The organism is Pseudomonas turukhanskensis (assembly GCF_027922365.1).
Lineage (GTDB): Bacteria > Pseudomonadota > Gammaproteobacteria > Pseudomonadales > Pseudomonadaceae > Aquipseudomonas > Aquipseudomonas turukhanskensis.
This window is the reverse complement of record NZ_BSFN01000005.1, coordinates 17011-39394: the sequence shown is the minus strand read 5'-3', so window position 1 is coordinate 39394 and position 22384 is coordinate 17011. Positions and strand designations below refer to the sequence as shown.

Annotated in this window: 21 protein-coding genes; 12 read left to right on the top strand and 9 right to left on the bottom strand. The window is 62.2% G+C overall.

The window, feature by feature from the left end:
• Window positions 1-16: 16 nt before the first annotated feature.
• The gene (locus PKE98_RS10595) at window positions 17-361 is read right to left on the bottom strand and encodes a pilin assembly protein (protein ID WP_271195261.1); all 345 of its coding nucleotides are present in this window, start codon (window positions 359-361) and stop codon (window positions 17-19) included.
• A gap of 210 nt (window positions 362-571) precedes the next feature.
• On the opposite strand from PKE98_RS10595, the gene ppc reads away from it, so the two are divergent.
• The 8 genes from ppc (at window position 572) to PKE98_RS10555 (ending at window position 8665) form a co-directional block, all read left to right on the top strand.
• Window positions 572-3208, top strand: a complete 2637-nt coding sequence (gene ppc / locus PKE98_RS10590) for a phosphoenolpyruvate carboxylase (protein WP_271195260.1) — start codon at window positions 572-574, stop codon at window positions 3206-3208.
• A gap of 201 nt (window positions 3209-3409) precedes the next feature.
• Window positions 3410-4057 (top strand): adenylate kinase, encoded by a 648-nt coding sequence (adk, locus tag PKE98_RS10585; protein ID WP_271195259.1) that lies wholly within the window; start codon window positions 3410-3412, stop codon window positions 4055-4057.
• An 86-nt stretch (window positions 4058-4143) separates the two neighbouring features.
• Window positions 4144-4824, top strand: a complete 681-nt coding sequence (gene tsaB, locus PKE98_RS10580) for a tRNA (adenosine(37)-N6)-threonylcarbamoyltransferase complex dimerization subunit type 1 TsaB (RefSeq protein ID WP_271195258.1) — start codon at window positions 4144-4146, stop codon at window positions 4822-4824.
• 153 nt (window positions 4825-4977) lie between these two features.
• A complete protein-coding gene (locus tag PKE98_RS10575; protein WP_271195257.1) occupies window positions 4978-5322 on the top strand; it encodes a hypothetical protein in 345 nt (114 codons plus the stop codon).
• An 81-nt stretch (window positions 5323-5403) separates the two neighbouring features.
• On the top strand, window positions 5404-6282 hold the full coding sequence (locus PKE98_RS10570) for a DUF72 domain-containing protein (protein ID WP_271195256.1): 879 nt from the start codon (window positions 5404-5406) through the stop codon (window positions 6280-6282).
• A 32-nt stretch (window positions 6283-6314) separates the two neighbouring features.
• Complete coding sequence (locus PKE98_RS10565) at window positions 6315-7145, top strand: isocitrate lyase/PEP mutase family protein (protein ID WP_271195255.1); 831 nt, start codon at window positions 6315-6317, stop codon at window positions 7143-7145.
• 26 nt (window positions 7146-7171) lie between these two features.
• Window positions 7172-7840 carry an extensin-like domain-containing protein gene (locus tag PKE98_RS10560; protein ID WP_373877847.1) on the top strand — a complete coding sequence of 223 codons (669 nt, stop codon included), beginning with the start codon at window positions 7172-7174 and terminating at the stop codon, window positions 7838-7840.
• Between the two features lie 45 nt (window positions 7841-7885).
• Window positions 7886-8665, top strand: coding sequence for a class I SAM-dependent methyltransferase (locus PKE98_RS10555; protein WP_271195254.1), 780 nt, complete (start codon window positions 7886-7888; stop codon window positions 8663-8665).
• 38 nt (window positions 8666-8703) lie between these two features.
• Here PKE98_RS10555 and PKE98_RS10550 read toward each other — a convergent pair whose 3' ends face one another.
• Window positions 8704-9342 (bottom strand): TetR/AcrR family transcriptional regulator, encoded by a 639-nt coding sequence (locus tag PKE98_RS10550; RefSeq protein ID WP_271195253.1) that lies wholly within the window; start codon window positions 9340-9342, stop codon window positions 8704-8706.
• 94 nt (window positions 9343-9436) lie between these two features.
• Between PKE98_RS10550 and PKE98_RS10545 the strand changes: the two genes are divergently transcribed.
• Complete coding sequence (locus PKE98_RS10545) at window positions 9437-10540, top strand: efflux RND transporter periplasmic adaptor subunit (protein ID WP_271195251.1); 1104 nt, start codon at window positions 9437-9439, stop codon at window positions 10538-10540.
• A 6-nt stretch (window positions 10541-10546) separates the two neighbouring features.
• Window positions 10547-13621 carry an efflux RND transporter permease subunit gene (locus tag PKE98_RS10540; protein ID WP_271195250.1) on the top strand — a complete coding sequence of 1025 codons (3075 nt, stop codon included), beginning with the start codon at window positions 10547-10549 and terminating at the stop codon, window positions 13619-13621.
• Window positions 13622-13807: 186 nt separating this feature from the next.
• Here the strand turns inward: PKE98_RS10540 and PKE98_RS10535 are convergent, their stop codons facing one another.
• The 3 genes from PKE98_RS10535 to PKE98_RS10525 form a co-directional block, all read right to left on the bottom strand.
• Window positions 13808-14497, bottom strand: a complete 690-nt coding sequence (locus PKE98_RS10535) for a DUF4197 domain-containing protein (RefSeq protein WP_271195249.1) — start codon at window positions 14495-14497, stop codon at window positions 13808-13810.
• 88 nt (window positions 14498-14585) lie between these two features.
• Complete coding sequence (locus tag PKE98_RS10530) at window positions 14586-15200, bottom strand: Yip1 family protein (protein WP_271195248.1); 615 nt, start codon at window positions 15198-15200, stop codon at window positions 14586-14588.
• A gap of 93 nt (window positions 15201-15293) precedes the next feature.
• Window positions 15294-15611 carry a putative quinol monooxygenase gene (locus tag PKE98_RS10525; RefSeq protein ID WP_271195247.1) on the bottom strand — a complete coding sequence of 106 codons (318 nt, stop codon included), beginning with the start codon at window positions 15609-15611 and terminating at the stop codon, window positions 15294-15296.
• Window positions 15612-15771: 160 nt separating this feature from the next.
• Here PKE98_RS10525 and mdaB point away from each other — a divergent pair, with 160 nt between their 5' ends.
• A complete protein-coding gene (mdaB, locus tag PKE98_RS10520) occupies window positions 15772-16356 on the top strand; it encodes an NADPH:quinone oxidoreductase MdaB (protein WP_271195246.1) in 585 nt (194 codons plus the stop codon).
• Window positions 16357-16469: 113 nt separating this feature from the next.
• On the opposite strand, the gene plsB is transcribed toward mdaB, so the two are convergent.
• Window positions 16470-18953: a glycerol-3-phosphate 1-O-acyltransferase PlsB gene (gene plsB, locus PKE98_RS10515; RefSeq protein WP_271195245.1), complete on the bottom strand. Its 2484-nt coding sequence runs from the start codon at window positions 18951-18953 to the stop codon at window positions 16470-16472.
• A gap of 409 nt (window positions 18954-19362) precedes the next feature.
• On the opposite strand from plsB, the gene PKE98_RS10510 reads away from it, so the two are divergent.
• Entirely contained in the window at window positions 19363-19572 is a 210-nt protein-coding gene (locus PKE98_RS10510) for a cold shock domain-containing protein (RefSeq protein WP_271195244.1), read from the top strand.
• A gap of 170 nt (window positions 19573-19742) precedes the next feature.
• Here the strand turns inward: PKE98_RS10510 and PKE98_RS10505 are convergent, their stop codons facing one another.
• From PKE98_RS10505 to dapE, 3 genes are read right to left on the bottom strand one after another with little or no spacing between them, the layout of a single operon-like run.
• Window positions 19743-20126 (bottom strand): hypothetical protein, encoded by a 384-nt coding sequence (locus tag PKE98_RS10505; RefSeq protein ID WP_271195243.1) that lies wholly within the window; start codon window positions 20124-20126, stop codon window positions 19743-19745.
• Window positions 20127-20156: 30 nt separating this feature from the next.
• Window positions 20157-20969 (bottom strand): putative RNA methyltransferase, encoded by an 813-nt coding sequence (locus PKE98_RS10500; protein WP_271195242.1) that lies wholly within the window; start codon window positions 20967-20969, stop codon window positions 20157-20159.
• Window positions 20969-22120 (bottom strand): succinyl-diaminopimelate desuccinylase, encoded by a 1152-nt coding sequence (gene dapE, locus PKE98_RS10495; protein ID WP_271195241.1) that lies wholly within the window; start codon window positions 22118-22120, stop codon window positions 20969-20971. The genes PKE98_RS10500 and dapE overlap by 1 nt, the downstream gene beginning before the upstream one ends.
• Window positions 22121-22384: the final 264 nt, after the last annotated feature.

Below are 22384 nucleotides of genomic sequence, written 5' to 3'. Positions count from 1 at the left end.
CGCTGGCCGGATGCGGTCAATGATTGGTGCTGTCCAACTGCTCGCTCAGCAAATGCAGGTGCTTTTTCGACAATTCCAGAAAGCGCGGTGTGGGCCCCACATCTTCGTACAGCGGGTCGCCCATCTCATCGGTGGCCACCACATGGTCGCCTTTTACGTAGGGCAGGCCGGCTTCCAGTTCTTCCAGGGCAGCGCCAATCAACTCGCCCAGCAGTTCTTCGGGCTGGCGCTTGGGGTACATCTCGGCAAGCGCCGCCAGGCGTGCGGCGGCTTCCAGGTCGAGGTGGATATGGTAAGGGCTGCGGGTAAGGCGGCCGGTGGCAAAGTTTTCCCAGTGGCGAACAAGTTCGCGGATCTTCATAAATTCCTCGTGAGTCTCTATGGCTTAGGGGGCGCGCGGGCGACGGTAATCGGCGCGCCTACCTGATTCAGACTAGACGGCCGCGCAATCGAGCGGGTCCATTCGTCGCAACCTTGAAATTTGATGGCGCTTTCCAACACAGCGCGCGCGAACTTTCCGATGCGGGTTAAGCTCAAGCGCAAGGTATGGATCGGCAATGGAGAAGTACTAATGGCCCAAATCGACGCGCGTTTGCGTGAGGACGTTCACCTGCTCGGCGAGTTGCTGGGGGAAACCATCGGCGCCCAGCGTGGCGAAGGCTTTGTCGACAAGATCGAGCGCATTCGCAAAGGCGCCAAAGCGGCGCGTCAGGGATCTGCCAAAGGCGCGGCACAACTGACCAGTACGCTAGACAGCCTCAAGGAAGACGAACTGTTGCCCGTGGCACGCGCCTTCAATCAGTTTCTTAATTTGGCCAATATCGCCGAGCAGTATCACCAGGTGCGCCGCCTGGGCCCCGAGGAGCCACCGCGCTTTGAAACCGAGGTGCTACCGCAACTGCTGGAACGCCTGAAGAATGAGGGTCACACGGCCGAAGTACTGGCGCGTCACTTGAGCCGCCTGGAAATCGAGCTGGTGCTGACGGCGCACCCCACCGAGGTGTCGCGCCGCACCCTGATTCAGAAATACGACGCCATCGCCGCGCAACTGGCCGCTCAGGACCACAGCGACCTGTCCCCCGCTGAGCGCAGCCAGGTCAAACAGCGCCTGCATCGGCTGATTGCCGAGGCCTGGCACACCGAAGAAATCCGCCGCACCCGGCCGACGCCCGTGGATGAAGCCAAATGGGGCTTCGCCGTGATCGAGCACTCGCTGTGGAAAGCCGTGCCCAAGTACCTGCGCGGCGCCGACGACGCGCTGTATGCCGCCACCGGCCTGCGCCTGCCACTGACGGCGGCTCCCATTCGGTTCGCCTCGTGGATGGGCGGCGACCGCGACGGCAACCCCAATGTCACTGCGCCGGTTACCCGCGAGGTGCTGCTGCTGGCGCGCTGGATGGCCGCCGACTTGTACCTGCGCGATGTGGATAATCTGGCCGGCGAGTTATCGATGCAGCAGGCCAATGCCGCAGTGCGCGAGGTGGTCGGCGACAGCCCCGAGCCATACCGCGCGTTGCTCAAGCAACTGCGCGAACGCCTCAAGGCCACCCGCGCCTGGGCCGAAGCCGCGCTGCATGGCGACCTGCAACCGTCGGCTGGTGTGCTGCACAGCAACACCGAACTGCTGGAACCGCTGGAGCGCTGCTACCACTCGCTGCATGAGTGCGGCATGGGCGTGATCGCCAACGGTCCGTTGCTCGATTGCCTGCGCAATGCCGCCACCTTTGGCCTGTTTCTGGTGCGCCTCGACGTGCGCCAGGACTCCACCCGCCATGCCTCGGCCATGAGTGAAATCACCGATTTCCTCGGCCTGGGCAAGTATCAGGACTGGGATGAGGAAACCCGCGTGGCGTTTTTGCTGCGCGAGCTGAACAACCGTCGGCCCTTGCTGCCGGCGCACTACCAGGCCTCGGCCGACACCGCCGAAGTGCTCGCCACCTGCAAGGTGGTGGCGCAGGCACCGCAGGCGTCGTTGGGCTCTTACGTCATTTCCATGGCAGGTGCGCCTTCAGACGTGCTGGCGGTGCAACTGCTGCTTAAAGAAGCCGGGTTGCAACGGCCGATCCGGGTGGTACCGCTGTTTGAAACCCTGGCGGATCTGGAAGGGGCTGGCGCGGCGATTGATCGTCTGCTGGGTTTGCCCGGCTACCGTTCGCGGTTGCATGGCCCGCAGGAAGTGATGATCGGCTATTCCGATTCGGCCAAGGACGCCGGCACCACGGCAGCGGCCTGGGCGCAGTACCGAGCGCAGGAAGCCCTGGTGAATGTGTGCCGCGAGCATCAGGTAGAGCTGCTGTTGTTCCACGGCCGTGGTGGCACCGTCGGCCGTGGCGGCGGTCCGGCGCATGCGGCGATTCTGTCGCAGCCGCCGGGGTCGGTGGCCGGGCGCTTCCGCACCACCGAGCAGGGCGAGATGATCCGCTTCAAATTCGGCCTGCCGGATATTGCCGAGCAGAACCTCAACCTTTATCTGGCTGCCGTGCTTGAAGCCACGGTGCAACCGCCGCCAGTGCCGGAGCCGGCCTGGCGCGAGTTGATGGGCAAGCTCGCCGAAGACGGCGTAGCCGGTTACCGCGCGGTGGTGCGTGAGCACCCGCAGTTTGTTGAATACTTCCGCCAGGCCACGCCGGAACAGGAACTGGGGCGCTTGCCGTTGGGCAGCCGACCGGCCAAGCGGCGCGAGGGCGGGGTGGAAAGTCTGCGCGCCATTCCGTGGATTTTCGCCTGGACGCAAACCCGCTTGATGCTGCCGGCCTGGCTGGGCTGGGAAAAAGCCTTGGGCAACGCGCTGGAGCGCGGCGACGGCGAGCTGCTGGCGCAGATGCGCGAGCACTGGCCGTTCTTCCGTACCCGCATCGATATGCTGGAAATGGTGCTGGCCAAGGCCGACGCCGCCATCGCCGGTTTGTACGACGAACGCCTGGTATCGGACGAGCTGCGACCGCTGGGTGCGCATTTACGCGACCTATTGTCGCAGGCTGGTACGTCTGTGCTGGCTTTGACCGGGCAGTCACAGCTGTTGGCCCATAGTCCTCAGACGTTGTCGGCCTTCACTGTACGAAACACTTACCTCGACCCGCTGCACCTTCTGCAGGCCGAGCTGCTGGCCCGTTCTAGACACTCCGAGCGCCAGGCAGATAGCCCTCTGGAGCAAGCGTTGCTGGTCAGCGTGGCCGGTATCGCGGCGGGGCTGCGCAACACCGGTTGAGGGGCAAGCGCAGGGCCTGGGGAGCGCGTTCCAGGTGCTCCCAAGGGCCCCGTTGGCTCCTACTTTCGGTGGCTTGTGCGGTGCGGGTGCGCTGTGTATCTTGAGCAACCTTTTGGCCGCTCCATGCTGCCGGGACCTATACCGAGATTGGCCCCACGAGGCGAATCCGACGAGTTCTATTCAATCTTGAGGAGCACAGAGATGCGCGTGATTCTGTTGGGAGCGCCCGGTGCCGGCAAAGGTACCCAGGCTCGCTTCATCACCGAGAAATTCAACATTCCACAAATCTCCACCGGCGACATGCTGCGTGCGGCCGTCAAGGCAGGCACCGAGCTGGGTCTGCAGGTCAAAGGTGTGATGGATAGCGGTGGTCTGGTTTCCGATGACCTGATCATCGGCCTGATCAAAGAGCGCATCGCTCAGCCAGATTGTGCCAATGGCTTCCTGTTCGACGGTTTCCCACGCACCATTCCTCAGGCCGAAGCCCTGAAGGACGCCGGCGTGAAAATCGACAACGTGGTGGAAATTTCGGTGGACGACGAAGAAATCGTGCAGCGCATTTCCGGCCGCCGTGTACACGCCGACTCCGGCCGTGTGTACCACCTGATCTACAGCCCGCCCAAAGTGGAAGGCAAAGACGACGTTACCGGTGAAGACCTGGTTCAGCGCGTCGACGATACCGAAGCTACCGTGCGCAACCGCCTGAAGGTCTACCACGACCAGACCAAGCCCCTGGTGAACTTCTACCAGCAACTGTCGGCTGCCGAAGGCTCGCCCAAGTACAGCTTTATTGAAGGCGTGGGTTCGGTAGAAGACATTACCGCCAAGGTGCTCGCAGCCCTGAGCTGAGTGCCGACCGCTTTGCAACCAACGGCCCGCTTGCGGGCCGTTGGCGTTTATACTGCGCCCCGTTTTTCTCTGCCCTGGATCGACCAATGAGCACTCTGCTGGCCCTGGATACCGCAACCGAAGCTTGCTCCGTTGCCCTGCTGCACGACGGCAAGGTGCTGAGCCACTACGAAGTGATTCCGCGCCTGCACGCTCAGCGCCTGCTGCCGATGATCAAAGACCTGCTGGCCGAAGGCGGCATCGCGCTGTCATCGGTGGACGGCATTGCCTTCGGGCGCGGGCCGGGCGCTTTCACCGGCGTACGCATTGCCATCGGCGTGGTGCAGGGGCTGGCCTTCGCCCTGGATCGCCCGGTGCTGCCGGTGTCCAACCTTGCCGTGCTGGCGCAGCGAGCATTGCGTGAACATGGCGCGCAACAGGTCGCCAGCGCCATCGATGCGCGGATGGATGAAGTCTATTGGGGTTGCTACCGCGCCGAGCAGGGTGAAATGCGCCTGGCCGGGCTGGAAGCAGTGCTGCCGCCGGAGCAAGCCAACCTGCCACGCGATGCCAGCGGCGACTGGTTTGGCGCCGGCACCGGTTGGGGCACCTTTGCGCCGCGCATACCCGTGCACGTGGTCGGGCAAGAACCCAATATGCTGCCGCATGCACTGGACCTACTGAGCCTGGCGCAATTCGCCTGGGCCCGTGGCGAGGCGCTGCCGGCCGACCAGGCGCAGCCGGTTTATCTGCGCGACAAGGTGGCCACGCCAAAGGCTGACCGTTAACCGTTCAGCATCCCGTCAGCCAGCCGACTGACGGGTGATTGCGCTTATGTATCCAGTCTGGTTACATACCCGACACATACATTGGCCATAGTTGCGAATGGCCATTGTATGTCGGCCAATTCCGATACGTTTGAACGAGAAGTCTGAGCAGTAATGCGCATCGACGGTTTTACCTCCTCTTACACGCCAGAACGCACCCCGTTGCCGGGGAGCGCGGTCACGCCTTTCCGTGAGGTTCAGCGCGCGCAAGAGGCCCGTCAGGACGTTCCTGCCACACCGTCGACCACCCAAGGTATCGAAAGCACCCCGCAACAACGCCGCGTACAAGCCAGTAACGCCAGTAGTGATAGCCTGCCGGCGCGCTCGCAAGAGGTGTACGTGCAACGCAATGGTGTCAGCAGCCGCGCTCAACAGGCGTTGGCCAGCTATGCCAGCACCGCCAGCTACTCGAATGACACCGACGCCAACCAGGTTCTTGGTCTGGATACGTACGCGTAACCGGAGGGTGTGCTTGGCGCACCATCGCGTTTACTCGGCCATCGCTCGGTGCGCAGAGCACACCCTACGGACCGCATTGAGTTGACGAATTTCGATCGGCCCGTACTGCCTTATTTCCTCGGCTGCCCCTCCTGGAGCGAAACCGCCTGGCGCGGTGATCTCTACCCCGATAGCGCCCGCAGCGCCGATTTTCTCGGGCTCTACACCCAGGTCTTCAACACGGTGGAAGGCAATACCACCTTCTACGCCCAGCCCTCGGCGGCCACGGTGCAGCGTTGGGCCGAGCAGATGCCGGCGCATTTCCGTTTTTGCGCCAAGCTGCCGCGCGATATCAGCCACACCAGCGACCTGTTCGCCCAGCTCGACGCCGCTCAGGCCTTCGTCACCTTGCTCAAACCCTTGGGCGAGCGAGTCGCGCCGTTCTGGCTGCAATTGCCGGCCAGCTTCGGGCCGCAGCGGTTGCCGGAGTTGGCGGGTTTTCTCGCCGAGCTGAAGGTGCCGTTGGCCGTGGAAGTACGCCATCCGGCGTTTTTCGCCAAGGGTGACGAGGAGCGGGCGCTCAATCGTTTGCTGCTGGGCCACGAGGTGGAGCGCCTGTGCCTGGATTCACGGGCACTGTTCAGTTGTGTGTCCACCGACCCTGCGGTGCTGCACGCGCAAGCCAAAAAGCCACGCCTGCCTACGCGCCCGGCGGCCTTTACCCAATTCCCGCAACTGCGGTTTATAGGCCACCCGGAGCTGGCCGCCAACGACCCGTTTATGCAGCCCTGGCTGCACAAGGTTGCGGGCTGGATTGAAGAGGGCCGCACGCCGTATGTGTTTTTGCACACGCCGGACAACATCCTGGCCGCCCAACTGGCGCGGCGTTTTCATCAGCAGTTGATGGCGTTGTTGCCTGGGTTGCCGGCGTTGACTGAATTAGAGGTCGAACCGGCTGCGCAGCAACTCGGTCTGTTGTAGGTTGGCGTTCTTCACCCAGCAGGAAGCTATCCATGTCGTCGCAATTGGCTCGCGCTCACACCTTCCAGCAATTACATGCCGCCGACGGCGCATTCGTCTTCCCTAATCCGTGGGATGCCGGCTCGGCAAAAATGCTCGCCAGCTTAGGTTACAAAGCCCTGGCCACCACCAGCGCCGGCCTGGCCTTCGCCCTCGGACGGCCAGACGCTGAAGGCGCGATTTCCCTTGAAGAAAACCTGGCCAACGCCCAGGCCATCGTCGCCGCCACCGACTTGCCGGTCGCCGGCGACTTGGAGAACGGTTTTGCCGATGATCCGCAAGGGTGCGCCGCCTGCATCAAGCGCGCGGCGGCGATTGGCCTGGTGGGCGGCTCCATTGAAGATGCCAGCGGCCGTGCCGACGCGCCGATCTACGATTTCCAACTGGCGGTGGAACGGGTGCAAGCGGCGGTTGAAGTCGCCCGCAGCCTGGACTTCCTCTTCACCCTGACCGCCCGCGCCGAAAACCTGCTCAACGGTCGCGACGACCTGGCCGACACCATCCGCCGTCTGCAGGCGTTTGCCGAAGCGGGCGCCGACGTGTTGTTCGCGCCGGGGCTGCGCTCGGTCGCCGAGATTGAAGCGGTGGTGCGCGCCGTGGCGCCGAAACCTGTGAATGTGCTGATGGGCTTGTCGGGCGTCACCCTCACGGTGGCGCAGTTACAGGACCTGGGCGTCAAGCGCATCAGTGTCGGCTCTTCCCTGGCTCGTGCGGCCTACGGCGAGTTCTTGCGCGCCGCGCAGGATATTCAGCAAAACGGCCGCTTCACCTACGCCGAACGCGCGCTGCCGTTCCAGCACCTGAACGATCTGTTCAAGGGCTGACGGTGCGCGGGCTGCCTAAATTTCTGCTGGTCGTGGTGGTAATAGGCGCTGCGCCCTTTGCCGTGTGGCGCGGCTGGTGGCAAGTGCCGCCGCAGTGGAACCCCTGGGCACCGCTGGATGTGCGCCTGGAGCCGAATATGCTGACGCCGTGGAAGATGATGCGGCTGGGGCAGAACCGTGAGCTGTGTGCGCAAGCCTTGGCCACCTCTCCGGTGCGGTTTTTGCCGCTGGCCGATAACGCCGCCACCGCCAATTGCCCGCTCAACAATGTGGTGCGCGTACAGGGCTCGGTGGTCGCTTTCAGCAGCAGCTTTATCGCCACCTGCCCGCTGGCGGTGGGCTTTGCGATGTATGAGCGCCACGGGTTGCAGCCGGCGGCCGAAGCGGTGTTTGGCCAGAAGGTTACGCGTATCGACCATCTGGGCAGTTTTGCCTGCCGTAATATCGGCAGCAGTTCGCGGCGCAGTCAGCATGCCAGCGCCAATGCATTGGATATCGCTGGCTTTCGTCTGGCCGATGGCCGCCGCATTACGGTGGCCCGGGACTGGAATGGCACGGGCGACGATGCGCGGTTTTTGCGCCTGGCACGGGATGCAGCCTGCCAGTCGTTCAAGGTCACGCTCAGCCCGGAATACAACGCTGCTCACCACGACCATTTTCACCTCGACATGGGCATGTTTAGCCTCTGTCGCTAGGCTCTGGCAGAATGCCGCCCCTGATTTGTCCGAGTTGCTTTTCCCATGAGTGATCACATCCCAAGCGTTGTCGTACGTGCCGAAGCCTTGGCGCCGGTCTACACCGAGGCCGCTGCGAAGTGGGCGGCGCGTTTGGGGTTGCCGCTCGAAGGCGAGGCGGACTTTGCCTTGCAACTGGGCGATGACGGCCTGCAACTGACCGATCTGGGCCCCCAGGCGCCGGGCCCGGTGCGGGTGGATTTTGTCGAAGGGGCGGTGGCCCATCGGCGCCTGTTCGGTGGCGGCACCGGGCAGATGATTGCCAAAGCCGTCGGCGTACAACCGGGCGTGCGCCCTTACGTGCTGGATGCCACGGCAGGGCTGGGGCGCGACGCATTCGTGCTGGCCAGCCTCGGTTGCCAGACCGCCATGATCGAACGCCAGCCGCTGATTGCAGCGTTGCTCGAAGACGGGTTGAGTCGTGCCAAAGACGACGAAGACGTCGGCCCCATCGTTCGCCAGATGCGCTTACTGGTGGGCAATGCCATCGAGTTGATGCAGGCCTGGGAAGGCGAGGCGCCGCAGGTGATCTACCTGGACCCGATGTTTCCGCACCGCGACAAGAGCGCGTTGGTGAAAAAGGAAATGCGCCTGTTCCGCCCACTGGTGGGCGATGACCTCGACGCCCCGGCCTTGCTGGAGGCGGCACTGGCGTTGGCCACGCACCGGGTAGTGGTCAAGCGCCCACGCAAGGCGCCGATCATTGCCGGCGCCAAGCCCAGCTATGCGCTGGACGGCAAATCCAGCCGCTACGATATTTATCCGAAGAAAGCGTTAAAGGCCTGAATCGGCGGATACCGCCACGCGGGTTTCCGCCGCAACACCTATCTCGGCAAATACGCCCGCACAAACATCTGCACCGCATCGGCAATCTGTTCGGCGCTGGACGTGGTTTCGTCTTCGCCGTTGCAGCCGATCAGCAAACGGAAGTTGATGCCGCCTTTGAGCAGGCAAAGAAAGTGCTCCGCCGCCAGTTCCGGATTGGCAATCTCCAGCTTGCCCAACTGGTCGGCCCTGCGGAGCAGGTCGCTCATCTCCTCGTGCACCACCTGCGGGCCCGACTCGTAAAAGAGCTTGGCAAGCTTGGGGTCGGATGCGCCCAGGGCAATCATCACCCGGTGCAATTCGATCGATTCACGGCTGCTCACCAGGCAATGGAACGCCTGGGCGATGTTAAGCAGCACGGTTTCAATCGGCGCAGTTTCCAGCAGCTCGAAAATCACCAGCGGCATCTGCTCTTCACACTTGGCGCGCACGGCCATGGAGAACAGCGTCTCCTTGTCGGTGAAGTGGCTGTAGACGGTGAGCTTCGACACCCCGGCCTCGGCGGCAATGGCATCCATGCTGCAGCCGTCGTAACCCAGGCGCAGAAACAGGTTCTTCGCGGCATCGAGGATCGCTGCGCGCTTTGTAAGGTCTTTCGGGCGACCCGGTCCGCTAGGCGGTAATAGTTTGTCAGACATTTCGCGTTTTATTACTGGACTGGCGAGTTTGCTATTTTTACTATACCCGCCAGTACAATTATTCAAAGCCTTAATTCGCGAAAGGTCATACATCATGTTCCGCCATGTCCTGCCACTCGCCTTACCTGCGTCCCTTGTTTTCCTGCTCGCCGCCTGTGGCGCGCCTGAAGAGGTGAAGGTTCTCCCACGTCCAGCCCTGGTGGTGCAGCCGCAACCGGCGGGCGAATTGGCCGATACCTACCCCGGTGAAGTGCGCGCCCGTCTGGAGCAGGACCTGGCGTTCCGCATCGGCGGCAAGGTCAGCAAGCGCCTGGTGGAAGTCGGCGAGCGGGTGAAAAAGGACCAGCCGCTGGCCGAGCTCGACCCGCAGGACGTGCAGCTGCAACTCGAAGCCCAACGCGCCCAGGTGGCCGCCGCCACCGCCAACCTGCAATTGGTGCGCAGCGAACGTGATCGGTACAAAACCCTGTTCGACCGGCAGATGGCCAGCCGCTCGCAGTACGACAACGCCGAAAACCTCTACCGCGCCGGTGAAGCGCGGGTAAAACAGGCCAAGGCCGAATTTGATGTGTCCAGCAACCAGGCCGGCTATTCCGTGCTGCGCGCCACCCAGTCCGGCGTTATCTCGCGCCGTCTGGTGGAGGTGGGCAATGTGGTTTCCGCCGGGCAGACCGTGTTCAGCGTGGCCGCTGATGGCGAACGCGAAGTGGTGATCAGCCTGCCGGAGCACAGCATCGAGCGTTTCAAGATTGGCCAGGACGTGTTCGTCGAGCTGTGGTCGCGCCCGGACAAACGTTTCCCCGCGCGCATTCGCGAGTTGTCGCCCGCCGCCGACCCGCAATCGCGCACCTATGCCGCCCGCGTTTCCTTTACCGCCGACAAAGTGCCGGCCGACCTGGGCCAGAGTGCGCGCGTGTTTGTGCCCGTTGCCGGTGAAGTGCCGTTGGCCGTGCCGCTATCCGCACTGAGCGCCGAAGGCGGTAGGCCGTTCGTGTGGGTGGTCGACCCGCAAAGCTCCAAGTTAACGCGCCGCGAAGTGAAAGTCGGGCCTTACGGCGAAGACCAGGTGCCGGTGCTCGAAGGCCTCAAAGCCAGCGATTGGGTGGTTGCCGCCGGTGTTCAAGTACTGCGTGAGGGCCAGCAAGTTCGGCCCGTGGACCACGCCAATCGCTCGGTCAAACTGGCAGCGCAGGAGTAAGCACGGATGAGCTTCAACCTATCCGAATGGGCGCTGCGCAATCGGCAGATCGTGCTGTTTCTGATGTTGCTGCTGGCGATTGTCGGCGCGATTTCCTACACCAAGCTGGGGCAGAGCGAAGACCCGCCCTTTACCTTCAAGGCCATGGTGGTCCGCACTAACTGGCCGGGCGCCAGCGCCGAGGAAGTGTCGCGGCAGATCACCGAGCGCATCGAGAAAAAACTGATGGAGACCGGCGAGTTCGAGAAGATCATTTCGTTCTCGCGTCCCGGCGAATCGCAGGTGACCTTTCTTGCCCGCGACTCGATGAACTCCCGCGAAATTCCCGAGCTCTGGTACCAGATCCGCAAGAAGGTCAGCGACATTCGTTACACCCTGCCGCAGGGCATTCAGGGGCCATTCTTCAACGACGAATTCGGCACTACCTACGGCAACATCTACGCCTTGACCGGCGAGGGTTTCGACTACGCCACCCTCAAGGACTACGCCGACCGCATCCAGCTGCAACTTCAGCGGGTAAAAGATGTGGGCAAGGTCGACCTGCTGGGCTTGCAGGACGAAAAAATCTGGATTGAGCTTTCCAACGTCAAGGCCGCTACCCTCGGCCTGCCGCTGGCGGCGGTGCAAAAAGCCTTGGAAGACCAGAACACCGTGGCCGCTTCGGGGTTTTTCGAGACGCCCAGCGACCGTATCCAGTTGCGGGTGACGGGCCGCTTTGAATCGGTGGATGAGATCAAGGCGTTCCCGATTCGGGTTGGTGACCGCACCTTCCGTATTTCCGACGTCGCCGAGGTGCACCGGGGCTTCAGCGACCCACCCGCACCGCGCATGCGTTTTATGGGGCAGGACGCCATCGGCCTCACTGTGTCCATGAAACCGGGCGGCGACATTCTGGTGCTGGGTACGGCGCTGGAAAAAGAATTTGCGCGCATGCAGCAATCGCTGCCGGCCGGCATGCAGCTGAGCAAAGTAAGTGACCAGCCGGCCGCGGTTAAAACCGGTGTGGGCGAGTTTGTGCAGGTGCTGGTGGAAGCCTTGGCCATCGTGATGCTGGTGTGCTTCTTCTCGCTGGGCCTGCGCATTGGCCTGGTGGTGGCGCTGGTGATTCCGCTGGTGCTGGCGATGACGTTTACCGCCATGTACTACTTCGGCATCGGCCTGCACAAGATTTCCCTCGGCGCCCTGGTGCTGGCGCTTGGGCTTTTGGTGGACGATGCGATCATTGCCATCGAGATGATGGCGATCAAGATGGAGCAGGGTTACTCACGGTTCAAAGCCGCGAGCTTCGCCTGGACGAGCACGGCGTTCCCGATGCTCACCGGCACCTTGATCACCGCCGCCGGCTTTCTGCCGATTGCCACCGCGCAGTCGGGCACCGGCGAATACACGCGCTCCATCTTTCAGGTGGTGGCCATTGCCCTGCTGGTGTCGTGGATTGCCGCCGTTATCTTCGTGCCTTATATCGGCGAAAAACTGCTGCCGGACCTGGCCAAATTGCACGCCGCCAAACACGGCGGCAGCGACAAAGGTCACGACCCGTACGCCACACCGTTCTACCTGCGCGTTCGCGGGGCCATCGAGTGGTGCGTGGGCCATCGTAAAACCGTGATCGTGCTGACCATCGCCTTGTTCGCCGGCTCCATCTTCATGTTCAAGTTCGTGCCGCAGCAGTTCTTCCCGTCCTCCGGGCGGCTGGAGTTGATGGTCGATCTGAAGCTGAGCGAAGGCGCCTCGTTGAAGGCCACCGAAGAGCAGGTTCGTCACCTCGAAGCGCTGCTCAAGGATCACCCCGGCATCGACAACTATGTAGCCTACGTGGGCACCGGTTCGCCGCGTTTCTACCTGCCGCTGGACCAGCAATTGCCGGCCGCCAGCTTTGCCCAGTTTGTGGTGCTGAATAAGACCATCGAAGACCGCGAAGCTGTGCGCAAATGGCTGATCGAAACCCTGGCGAGCGAGTTCCCGACCCTGCGTACGCGCATCACCCGCCTGGAAAACGGCCCGCCTGTGGGTTACCCGGTGCAGTTCCGCGTGTCTGGCGAGCATATCGACGAAGTCCGCACCCTGGCCCGCGAAGTGGCCGACCGCGTGCGCGAAAACCCCCACGTCACCAACGTGCACCTGGACTGGGAAGAACCGAGCAAGGTGGTGTACCTGAGCATCGATCAGGAGCGCGCCCGCGCCCTTGGCGTGACCAGTGCCAGCCTGTCGACTTTCCTGCAAAGCGCACTGTCGGGTAACACCGTCAGCCAGTACCGGGAAGACAACGAGTTGATCGAAATTCTGCTGCGCGGCACCGTGCGCGAGCGCCAACAGCTGGCGTTGCTGCCAAGCCTGTCGGTGCCTACCGACAATGGCAAAAGCGTCGCGCTGTCGCAGATTGCTACGCTCAAGTACGGGTTCGAGGAAGGCATTATCTGGCACCGCGATCGCTTGCCCACGGTTACCGTGCGCGCCGATATCTACGGTAAGGAACAGCCGGCAAGTATCGTCAAACAGATCCTGCCGACCCTGGACGGCGTGCGTGCCAAGTTGCCCGATGGCTACCTGCTGGGCGTAGGCGGCACGGTGGAAGACTCGGCCAAGGGCCAGAACTCGGTAAACGCCGGTATTCCGCTGTTTATCGTGGTGGTGCTGGGCCTGCTGATGCTGCAGCTGAAAAGCTTCTCGCGCTCGGCCATGGTGTTTCTCACAGCACCCTTGGGTCTTATTGGCGTGACGCTGTTCCTCCTGGTGTTTAACCAGCCGTTTGGCTTTGTGGCCATGCTGGGCACCATCGCCTTGTCGGGCATGATCATGCGCAACTCGGTGATTCTGGTGGACCAGATCGAGCAAGACATCAGCGCCGGGCATGACCGCTGGCACGCGATCATCGATGCCACGGTTCGCCGCTTCCGGCCGATTGTGCTAACGGCCTTGGCGGCGGTGCTGGCGATGATTCCGCTGTCGCGCAGTACCTTCTTCGGGCCGATGGCGGTGGCGATCATGGGCGGGTTGATCGTGGCGACCGCGTTGACGCTGTTATTCCTGCCGGCGCTGTATGCGGCGTGGTTCAGAGTGAAGAAAGAGGAAAAGGTGTGAAATAAGACGGCTTCCGGGGCGTCGGCCATGCTGCGTTGAAAGCCGCCTTTAAATGCTCACGTACTTGAGTACGCTGCGCTTTAAAGCCGACTTTCGCCTTGCCTGGCTCTAGCCCCGAAACCCTCGACCGAGTTGCGGCCGCACTTCAACAGCGAGTTGCGGCCGCACTTCAACAGCGAGGTGCGGTTAAAGCGCGCCAAACACCTTCTTGGCCAGGCTGGTCGCCGCGGCGGCCGGGTCTTTACGAATGCTGGCTTCCTGTTTGGCGATCATCTCGAACAAGCCGTCGAGCGCCTTTTCGGTCACGTAGTTTTCGATATTGGCGCTCTTGGCATCCACGGCGCCAAAGCTCGCAGCCTGGCCGGCGAAGGTGTTGTATTGCTTGGCCAGGCCGACCTGGTCGGTGGCCTGTTTGACGATCGGCAGGAATTTGGCGCGGATTTGTTCGCGGCTGGTTTTGTTCAGGTATTGGGTAGCGGCGTCATTCTTGCCAGCCAGAATGCTTTTAGCGTCCGACACGGTCATTTTCTTCACGGCATCTACCAGCAGCGCCTGGGCTTGCGGCACGGCGGCCTCGGCCGCCTTGTTCATGCTGGTTTCCAACTGATCAACCTGCGCCCCCATGCCCATCATCTTCATGGCCTTGGCAGCTTTGCCGAGGTTGCCGGGCAATTCGATACGCACGTCTTTGTTGTTGCTGAAGCCGCCGGGCGTACCCAGTTGCTTCACGGCAATTTGCGCGCCTTGGGTCAGGGCATCTTTCAGGCCGCCGCTGGCGTCGGTTTGCGAGAGGTCGCTGATGGACAGGGCGAACACCTGGGCAGACAACGCCAGACCAGCGAGCAGGGTGGCGAGAGAGGCAGTGGAGCGAAGCATGGGCACATTCCTGTTGGGGACAATGGCCCGAGCTTAGCGGACTGTACCGTTCAGGCAAACCCGTTACGGCACAGCCGCTGCAACCTCGCTATTGGCCAAGCGGGCCGCGCAGGTATTCCGGCGGCAGGTAGAAGTACCAATAGAGAATGGCCGATACCAGCACGGTAACCAGGGTCAGTACCGACACGCCCCACACGCTGGAGGAAAACAGAAAGCCTTGCTCTGTTTTGGTCCGCATAAAGGTCGGCAGGCCGACGTACAGCAAAAAGGTCGAGTAGGCGCAGGCGGCAAGCAGTACCGCCACTGCTAGCCAGCGACTGGGGTAAAGCCCTGCCAGCCCGGCCACGAACAAGGGCGAAGCGGTGTAGGCCGCAAAGCCAATGCATTGATTAAGGGTTGGGCGAGCGTCGAACGTGCGGGACATCCAGCGAATAAACACACCCATAAGTGCTGTGCCGAGCAGGATGGCGCCGTAAATCATGGCGCTTAGCGCCAGCGCGCTATCGGCGGTCAGGCGTACGGTTTCGTTCTCCGCCAGGCTCCAGCCCACCTGGGTGGTGCCTATAAACAGAGCAAAAGGCGGGATAAGCCCGAGAAAAATCAGGTGGGGCCAGTAATTGCGGGGTTTTTCCTCTTCTTCCTTGCGGATATCAGTCCAGACCCGTTCCGGCTGGGTGAAGAGTTTGATCAGGTGCGTGCTCATTCTCAGATCCTCGCGCGGGTCGGTCTTGCGACCGGATTACAGGTTTAGACGCGCCCGGCGGCGAGGGTTTCAAGTGTTTTTGCAGCGTGCGGCTCAACGGTTGGCCGAGGAGGGGCTGAGCATGTCGATAAGGCGGATATCGAAGTCACGGGTCAGGTAGTCCATACGCTGCTCGGCAAAGCGCTGCATATGGGGCAATGCCGAGTGCACATCGAGGTGCGCCTTGCTGGCCCAGATCTCGTAGAAGATAAACAGCGTGGGGTCTTGCTGGTCCCGCAGCATGTGGTACTCGATGCAGCCTGGCTCGGCGCGGCTGGGCTCCACGTAGGCGCTGAACAACGCCTGAAACGCTTCGGCTTTTTCCGGCTTGGTGTGGGCGTGAAGGATAAAGCCGTAGGGTTGGTCGCTCATGAAAGGGCTCCTGATTAAGGTGGATTGCTGCATTTTAATCAGGGAGTTGAAGGGGTATTCATGCTTTTGGAGCAAATATGATTTGCGCGGCGCTGGGTGTTTCTCCTCGCGTGAGGCCGTTAATCTGCCGGCCATTCAGCGACTCACCGAGGTAAATTCCGTGAAAAAGATTCTTCTGCTCAATGGCGGCAAACAGTTCGCTCACTCCGACGGCCGCTACAATCAGACCCTGCACGACGCCGCGCTCAGCTACCTCGACCGCTCAGGTTTTGATGTGCGTGAAACCTTTATCGACGGCGGTTACGACGTTGCAGAAGAAGTGCAGAAATTCCTCTGGGCCGACGTGATCATCTGGCAAATGCCAGGCTGGTGGATGGGCGCGCCCTGGACGGTGAAAAAATACATCGATGAAGTGTTCACCGAAGGTCACGGCAGCCTGTACGCCAACGACGGCCGCACCCGCTCCGACGCTTCGCAGAAATACGGCAGCGGCGGTTTGCTGCACGGCAAGCAGTACATGATTTCCGCCACCTGGAACGCCCCGCAGCAAGCCTTCGACGACCCCACCGACTTTTTTGAAGCCAAGGGCGTGGACGCGGTGTACTTCCCGTTCCACAAGGCCAACCAGTTCCTGGGCATGACCGGCCTGCCGACCTTCCTGAGTGTGGACGTGATGAAGCGCCCGAACATCGAAGGCGATATCGCGCGGTATGAGCAGCACTTGGCGCAGGTGTTCAAGGCCTGATCGCTATCGAGGCGGCGGATATCCGCGGCGCGGATATTCGCTCTAGGTCGTGAAAAGCTGCAATAAAAAAGGGAGCACACGGTGCTCCCTTTTTTATTGCCGCGGCCTGGCGGTTACAGCCCGTCCGCTACATCTTCGCTGCGGTCCATCGCCACCTGGCGAATAGACAGGCGAATCTCCGCTGGCAGCACGCGCTTGGCGGCGCCTTCGGCCAGTTCGTTGAGCAACGGGTGGTGGCTGAGTTTGCCGGCCGTATCCTGGCGCAGTACGCCCTGGTCCAGCAGGGTCTGGATAAAGTGACGGAACAGGCTCTTGTCGAAAAACTCCGGGGCGTTGAGGCCGTGGAGAATCGACAGGCGCTGGGCCATCACCGTACACAGGTCTTCCAGCTCTTCGGCGCTGATGGCGTTCTGGCCGGCATTGAGCAGCAGTGCGGTGGCCATATAGAAGCGCTGCAACGTCTGGGCAATGGCGCGCGACAGCAGGGTCAGCAGTACAAAGTTGCGCGAGCTTGGCGCCGGGCGTACGTACACGTCGGTTTCGAACTTCAGCAGGCCCTGCTCCACAAACGCTGCCAGCCACTGGTCCACCACCGCGTCCAGCTCTTCCAGGCTCCAGCGGATAAACAGCTCCGACTGCAAGTACGGATACAGCGCACGGGTGTAGCGCAGAATCTGCTCGCGGCTCATGCGTGCGCTGCTCTGGAAGAAGCTCGCCAGCAGCGCCGGCAGGGCGAAGATATGCAGCACGTTGTTGCGGTAGTAGGTCATCAGGACGGCGTTCTGCTCATCCAGATAGAGAATCTTGCCCAGTGCATCTTTCTGCTCGGCGAGCAGCTTCATGCCTTGCACGTACTCGATCAGCGTCTGGCCATCGCCTTCGGGCAGCGTGGTATGGGGCGAGTAGGGCACTTTGCGCAGCAAGGTCAGGTACAGGTCGAGCACGCGGGTGAGGGCGCGTTCGTCCAGGGCCAGTTTGCTGGTGGACAGCAACGCCAGCGCCACCAGGTTCACCGGGTTTACCGCGGCGGCTTCGTTGAGGTGCTGGGCCACGCGCTCGGACAGACGATGGGTGGTATCGCTCAACCAGGTTGGGCGGTATTGCGGGCCCAGGTCCTGTTCGCGCCAGCCGGGCTGGTCATTATCGAGAAACTCGGCCAGCTTGATCGGCTCGCCGAAGTTCACCCACACGCTGCCAAAGCGCTGCTTGAGCGCGCCAATGACTTTGAAAATATCGAAGATCGACTCTTTCTTCTTGCTCGCCCCACGCAACTCGCCGAGGTAGGTGCGGCCCTCCAGCACGCGCTCGTAACCGATGTACACCGGCACGAACACCACCGGCAGGCGGTTGGAGCGCAGGAAGCTGCGCAGGGTAATGGCCAGCATCCCGGTTTTGGGTTGCAGCATGCGCCCGGTACGCGAACGCCCGCCTTCAACGAAGTACTCCACCGGGAAGCCTTTGCTGAACAGGGTGTGCAGGTATTCGTTGAACACGGCGGTGTACAGCGGATTGCCCTTGAACGTGCGGCGCATAAAGAAGGCGCCGCCACGGCGCAGCAGACCACCGATCACCGGCATGTTCAGGTTGATGCCGGCGGCGATATGCGGCGGTGTCAGGCCGTTACGGAACAGCAGGTAAGACAGCAGCAGGTAGTCGATATGGCTGCGGTGGCAGGGCACATAAATCACCTCATGGCCCTGGGCAACGTCTTGCACACCTTCGATATGGTTGACCTTGATGCCGTCGTAAATCTTGTTCCAGAACCAGCTGAGCACCAGTTCGAGGAAGCGGATGGCGGTATAGGTGTAGTCCGAGGCGATTTCGTTGCCGTAGCGCAGGGCCAGGGCTTCGGCTTTCTCGGGGGAGATTTTCTCGCGTTCCACTTCCTCGGCAATCGCCTGACGCACCAGCGGACCATGCACCAGGCCTTTGACCAGGTTGCGGCGGTGCGAGACGTCCGGGCCGATGACGGCGGATTTCTGGTTACGAAAGTGCACCCGCAAAATGCGCTGCACCATACGCAGGGTGCGCTCATGGCCTTTGTCCTGCGCCACCAGCTCGCGCAGGTGAATGGGGGCGGAGAATTGCACGCGGGTTTTGCGCCCCAGAATCAGAATGCTGACCAGCCGACGCAGGCGGCCAGTAACGGCCCAGCTGTCGGCAAACAGCAACTTCCACGGGCTGGTTTCGCGGTCGGGCGATTGGCCCCAGAACACACTCACCGGCACGATCTGCGCATCTTCCACGGCGTGCTGATTGAGCGCGCCTACCAGGCGCACCAGGGTGGGCGAGGTGCCGGGTTTGCTCGGCGTACCCAGCCAGCCCGGTTCCGGGTTGAGGTAGAAAAACGCGGCTGGCTCGATCAGGTCGCCGACGGCCACCGGCACCACGGGGCGCGGCAGGCCGGCCTTGGTGCATTCCCTGTCGACTACCGCCAGGTCGCTCAGCGACGGCTGCTGCAACACGTAGAGCACGGGCTTGCTGCGGTCGAGCTTGAGGGTAAAGGCGGATTGGTTGATGGTTTCCGAGCGCACCCACAGATAGAGCAAGCGGCGCAAGGTACCGAAGACAAGGCGGCGAAACGGGGAACGGGTCATACAGAGTCTGTCGAAATCGAGCCTCGGCTCGGGGACGCTAGTTTGCCGTATGAACTGCGTGCGGGCAAAAGACATATGGTCGCCAAACCACAGTCTTCGCGGGTATGACGGTAAACGGCGTGGGAAGTGCGTTGCTGCCTGCCGGGGCCTTCGCGTGATGCCTGCACCGAAATGTTACCGATACCCACAGGCGGGCAACCTCGCCTCGATCACTTTGTACGTCCGTACTTAACCGATAAAGCCAGGCGGCGCGCTCTACGACGGGCGTTGCAGTCGGGCGTGCCGAATTCGTTGGCAGGCTTTGTGCTTACGAAATTGGCCGGCGCCGACCTGCTTCGGGCGTGCTGGCACTGATCCGTCGATACCTCCTTGAGAGGACATAAAAAAATGCGAGTTGGAGAAAGTAGTAATGGCTGATCGCGAGACTGGAACCGTTAAGTGGTTCAATGATTCCAAAGGCTATGGCTTCATTCAGCGTGAAAGTGGCGCCGATGTGTTTGTTCACTATCGTGCTATCCGCGGTGAAGGCCACCGGTCCCTGAACGAAGGCGACCGCGTCGAGTTCGCCGTTATCGACGGGCAGAAAGGTCCTCAGGCCGAAGACGTCGTTAAAGGCTGATTCTTCGGTTAGAAAACACAAGCCCCGCTCTGGCGGGGCTTTTGTTTTCTAACCGATCGGCTGCGCGTCGGCGCTACTGCGTTAAAAACGGCTTTTCAATGCTCATGGGCTCCAGCGATTGCTGATGGATCGCGTGGTGCGCATAGCACACCCTACAAGAGTGGAGCGCGTTAGGTGGTGTGCCAGGTGATTTCCTCTTCGCCATCGCTGCTGATACGAATCCAGCGGTCGGCCTGTTCTTCGGCTTCCTCTTCACTCCAGCCACCCGGCGCGCAGCGCACTTCCACGTTCAACGCGGCGAAGGCGGCGCGGGCGCACGCCAGGTCGTCGTCCCACGAGGTCATGTCGCTTTCCAGAAACAGGCTGTTCCATTTGCCCACGGCCTTGGGCAGCCAGGTCACCGGAATCGGGCCGTCGCTGCTGGCGATGCTGCATTTGAAGGTTTGCCCCTGCTGACGCCAGGCCGACACGGGGCCCAGGGCCGCGCTCAGCCATTCGGTGATGGCGTTGTGGTCGGCGTCTTTTACGTAGATTTCGATATCGGGTTGGCGCATGGGGTTCTCTCGTGATCCGTGTGTAGCCGCTCAGGCGTGGCGCTCTGATTCAAACCAATCGTAGCGCATGGAAACGGTGACCTTTAACGGCGCGGCAATCACTGCTTCACGCCGCTCGGCACTGGCGCGCCAGCCGTGGGGTGTCATGGCCAGCAGGTCGGCGCGGGCCTGCTCGCTGTCCACGTTCAAGGTAAAGCGCAGTTCTTCGCTGTGGGCGTGGCGCATGCCGTTGGGCACCAGGGCCAGGTGTTTGTCGTCGCTGTAGTCGCGCACCTGGTCGTAGAGTTTCTCGCGCAGTTCCATCAGGTGTTCGTTGGTGGGGCCAATACGCAGTAACCCGCCGCCGGGGCTCAGTACGCGTTTGGCTTCCTGCCAGTCCAGCGGGCTGAAGACACTGACCAGCGCCTGGCAGCTGGCATCGGCAAGCGGAATACGCGCCATGCTCGCCACCAGCCAGGTGAGTTGCGGGTTGCGCTTGCAGGCGCGCTTTACCGCCTCGCGGGAAATATCCAGCGCGTAGCCCTCGGCAGCGGGCAGGGCGTCGGCCACCTGGGCGGTGTAATAACCCTCGCCGCAGCCGATATCCAACCAGCGTGCGGGCGCCCGTTCGGCCAGCAGCTCGGCCAGGCGCTTGGCCACGGGGGCGTAGTGACCGCCCTCAAGAAAGCGCCGACGGGCTTCGACCATGGCCTGGTTGTCGCCAGGGTCGCGGCTGTTTTTGTGCTGCACCGGCAACAGGTTCAGGTAGCCCTGGCGCGCGCGGTCGAATCGGTGGTTGGCCGGGCACGCCACGCCGTTGTCGACCGCGTGCAGCGGGGCGCTGCAAATGGGGCAGGCGAGCATCAGGCGAGCAAGTTCACGAGGGTCTGGTAGTAGATCTCGGTCAGGGTATCGAGATCGCTGGCCAGTACCCGCTCGTTGATCTGGTGAATGGTGGCATTCACCGGGCCCAGCTCAACCACCTGAGTGCCGAGGGTGGCGATAAAGCGGCCATCGGAGGTGCCGCCGCTGGTGGACGGCGTGGTATCGCGGCCGGTTACCGACTTGATGCCAGCAGCCACGGCATCGAGCAGCGCGCCCGGCTCGGTGAGGAACGGCAGGCCGGACAGCGCCCATTCCACATGCCAGTCCAGGCCATGCTTGTCGAGGATGGTGGCAACCCGTTGCTGCAAGCCTTCCACGGTGGATTCGGTGGAAAAGCGGAAGTTGAACACCGCTTCCAGATCGCCCGGAATCACATTGGTGGCGCCAGTGCCGGCGTTGAGGTTGGAGATCTGGAAACTGGTCGGCGGGAAGAACGCATTGCCGTCGTCCCAATGCTCGGCAGCCAGTTCGCTGAGCGCGGGTGCGGCCAGGTGAATCGGGTTCTTGGCCAGGTGCGGGTAGGCCACATGGCCCTGCACACCGCGCACCGTGAGCTTGGCGCCCAGCGAGCCGCGCCGGCCATTCTTGACCACGTCACCCACCAGGGTGGTGCTTGAGGGTTCGCCGACGATGCACCAGTCCAGACGCTCCTTGCGCGCCGCCAAGCGCTCGACCACCGCCTTGGTGCCGTGGTGGGCCGGACCTTCCTCGTCGCTGGTAATCAGAAAGGCGATACGGCCTTTGTGGTTCGGGTGGTCGGCGACAAAGCGCTCCACCGCAATGATCATCGAGGCCAGGCTGCCTTTCATATCGGCGGCGCCGCGCCCGCAGAGCATGCCGTCTTCATCGACCTTGGCGTCGAACGGAGCGTGTTGCCAGGCCTGCAAGGGACCTGTGGGCACCACGTCGGTATGACCGGCAAAACACAGCACCGGGCCTTCGCCGCCGTGGGTGGCCCAGAAGTTATCCACATCCTCGATGCGCATCGGCTCGATGGCAAAGCCCAGGGCGCGCAGGCGTTCGATCATCACCGCCTGGCAATCGGCGTCCACCGGGGTCACCGAGGGGCGGCGGATCAGGTCGCAAGCCAGTTGCAACGTGGGCGAAAGGGTGGACGAAACGGCGGTCATGAAACAGCTCCAGCGGCGGCATACAGATTGAGGGTGGGCATTCTAGCAATATCCAGGCGGGGTGCCTTGGGGAACGGAGCGTGTTACGTGAGATTTAGACCGGTGTCGGGGCCAGCCCTCACCCCCAGCCCCTCTCCCGCAAACGGGAGAGGGGAGCCATACCGCGATCAGGCCCCCTCTCCCGCTTGCGGGAGAGGGTTGGGGTGAGGGGCCTTTTAAACGCAAAAACGCCCGGCGCACTCATTACGCCGGGCGTTTTTAGTC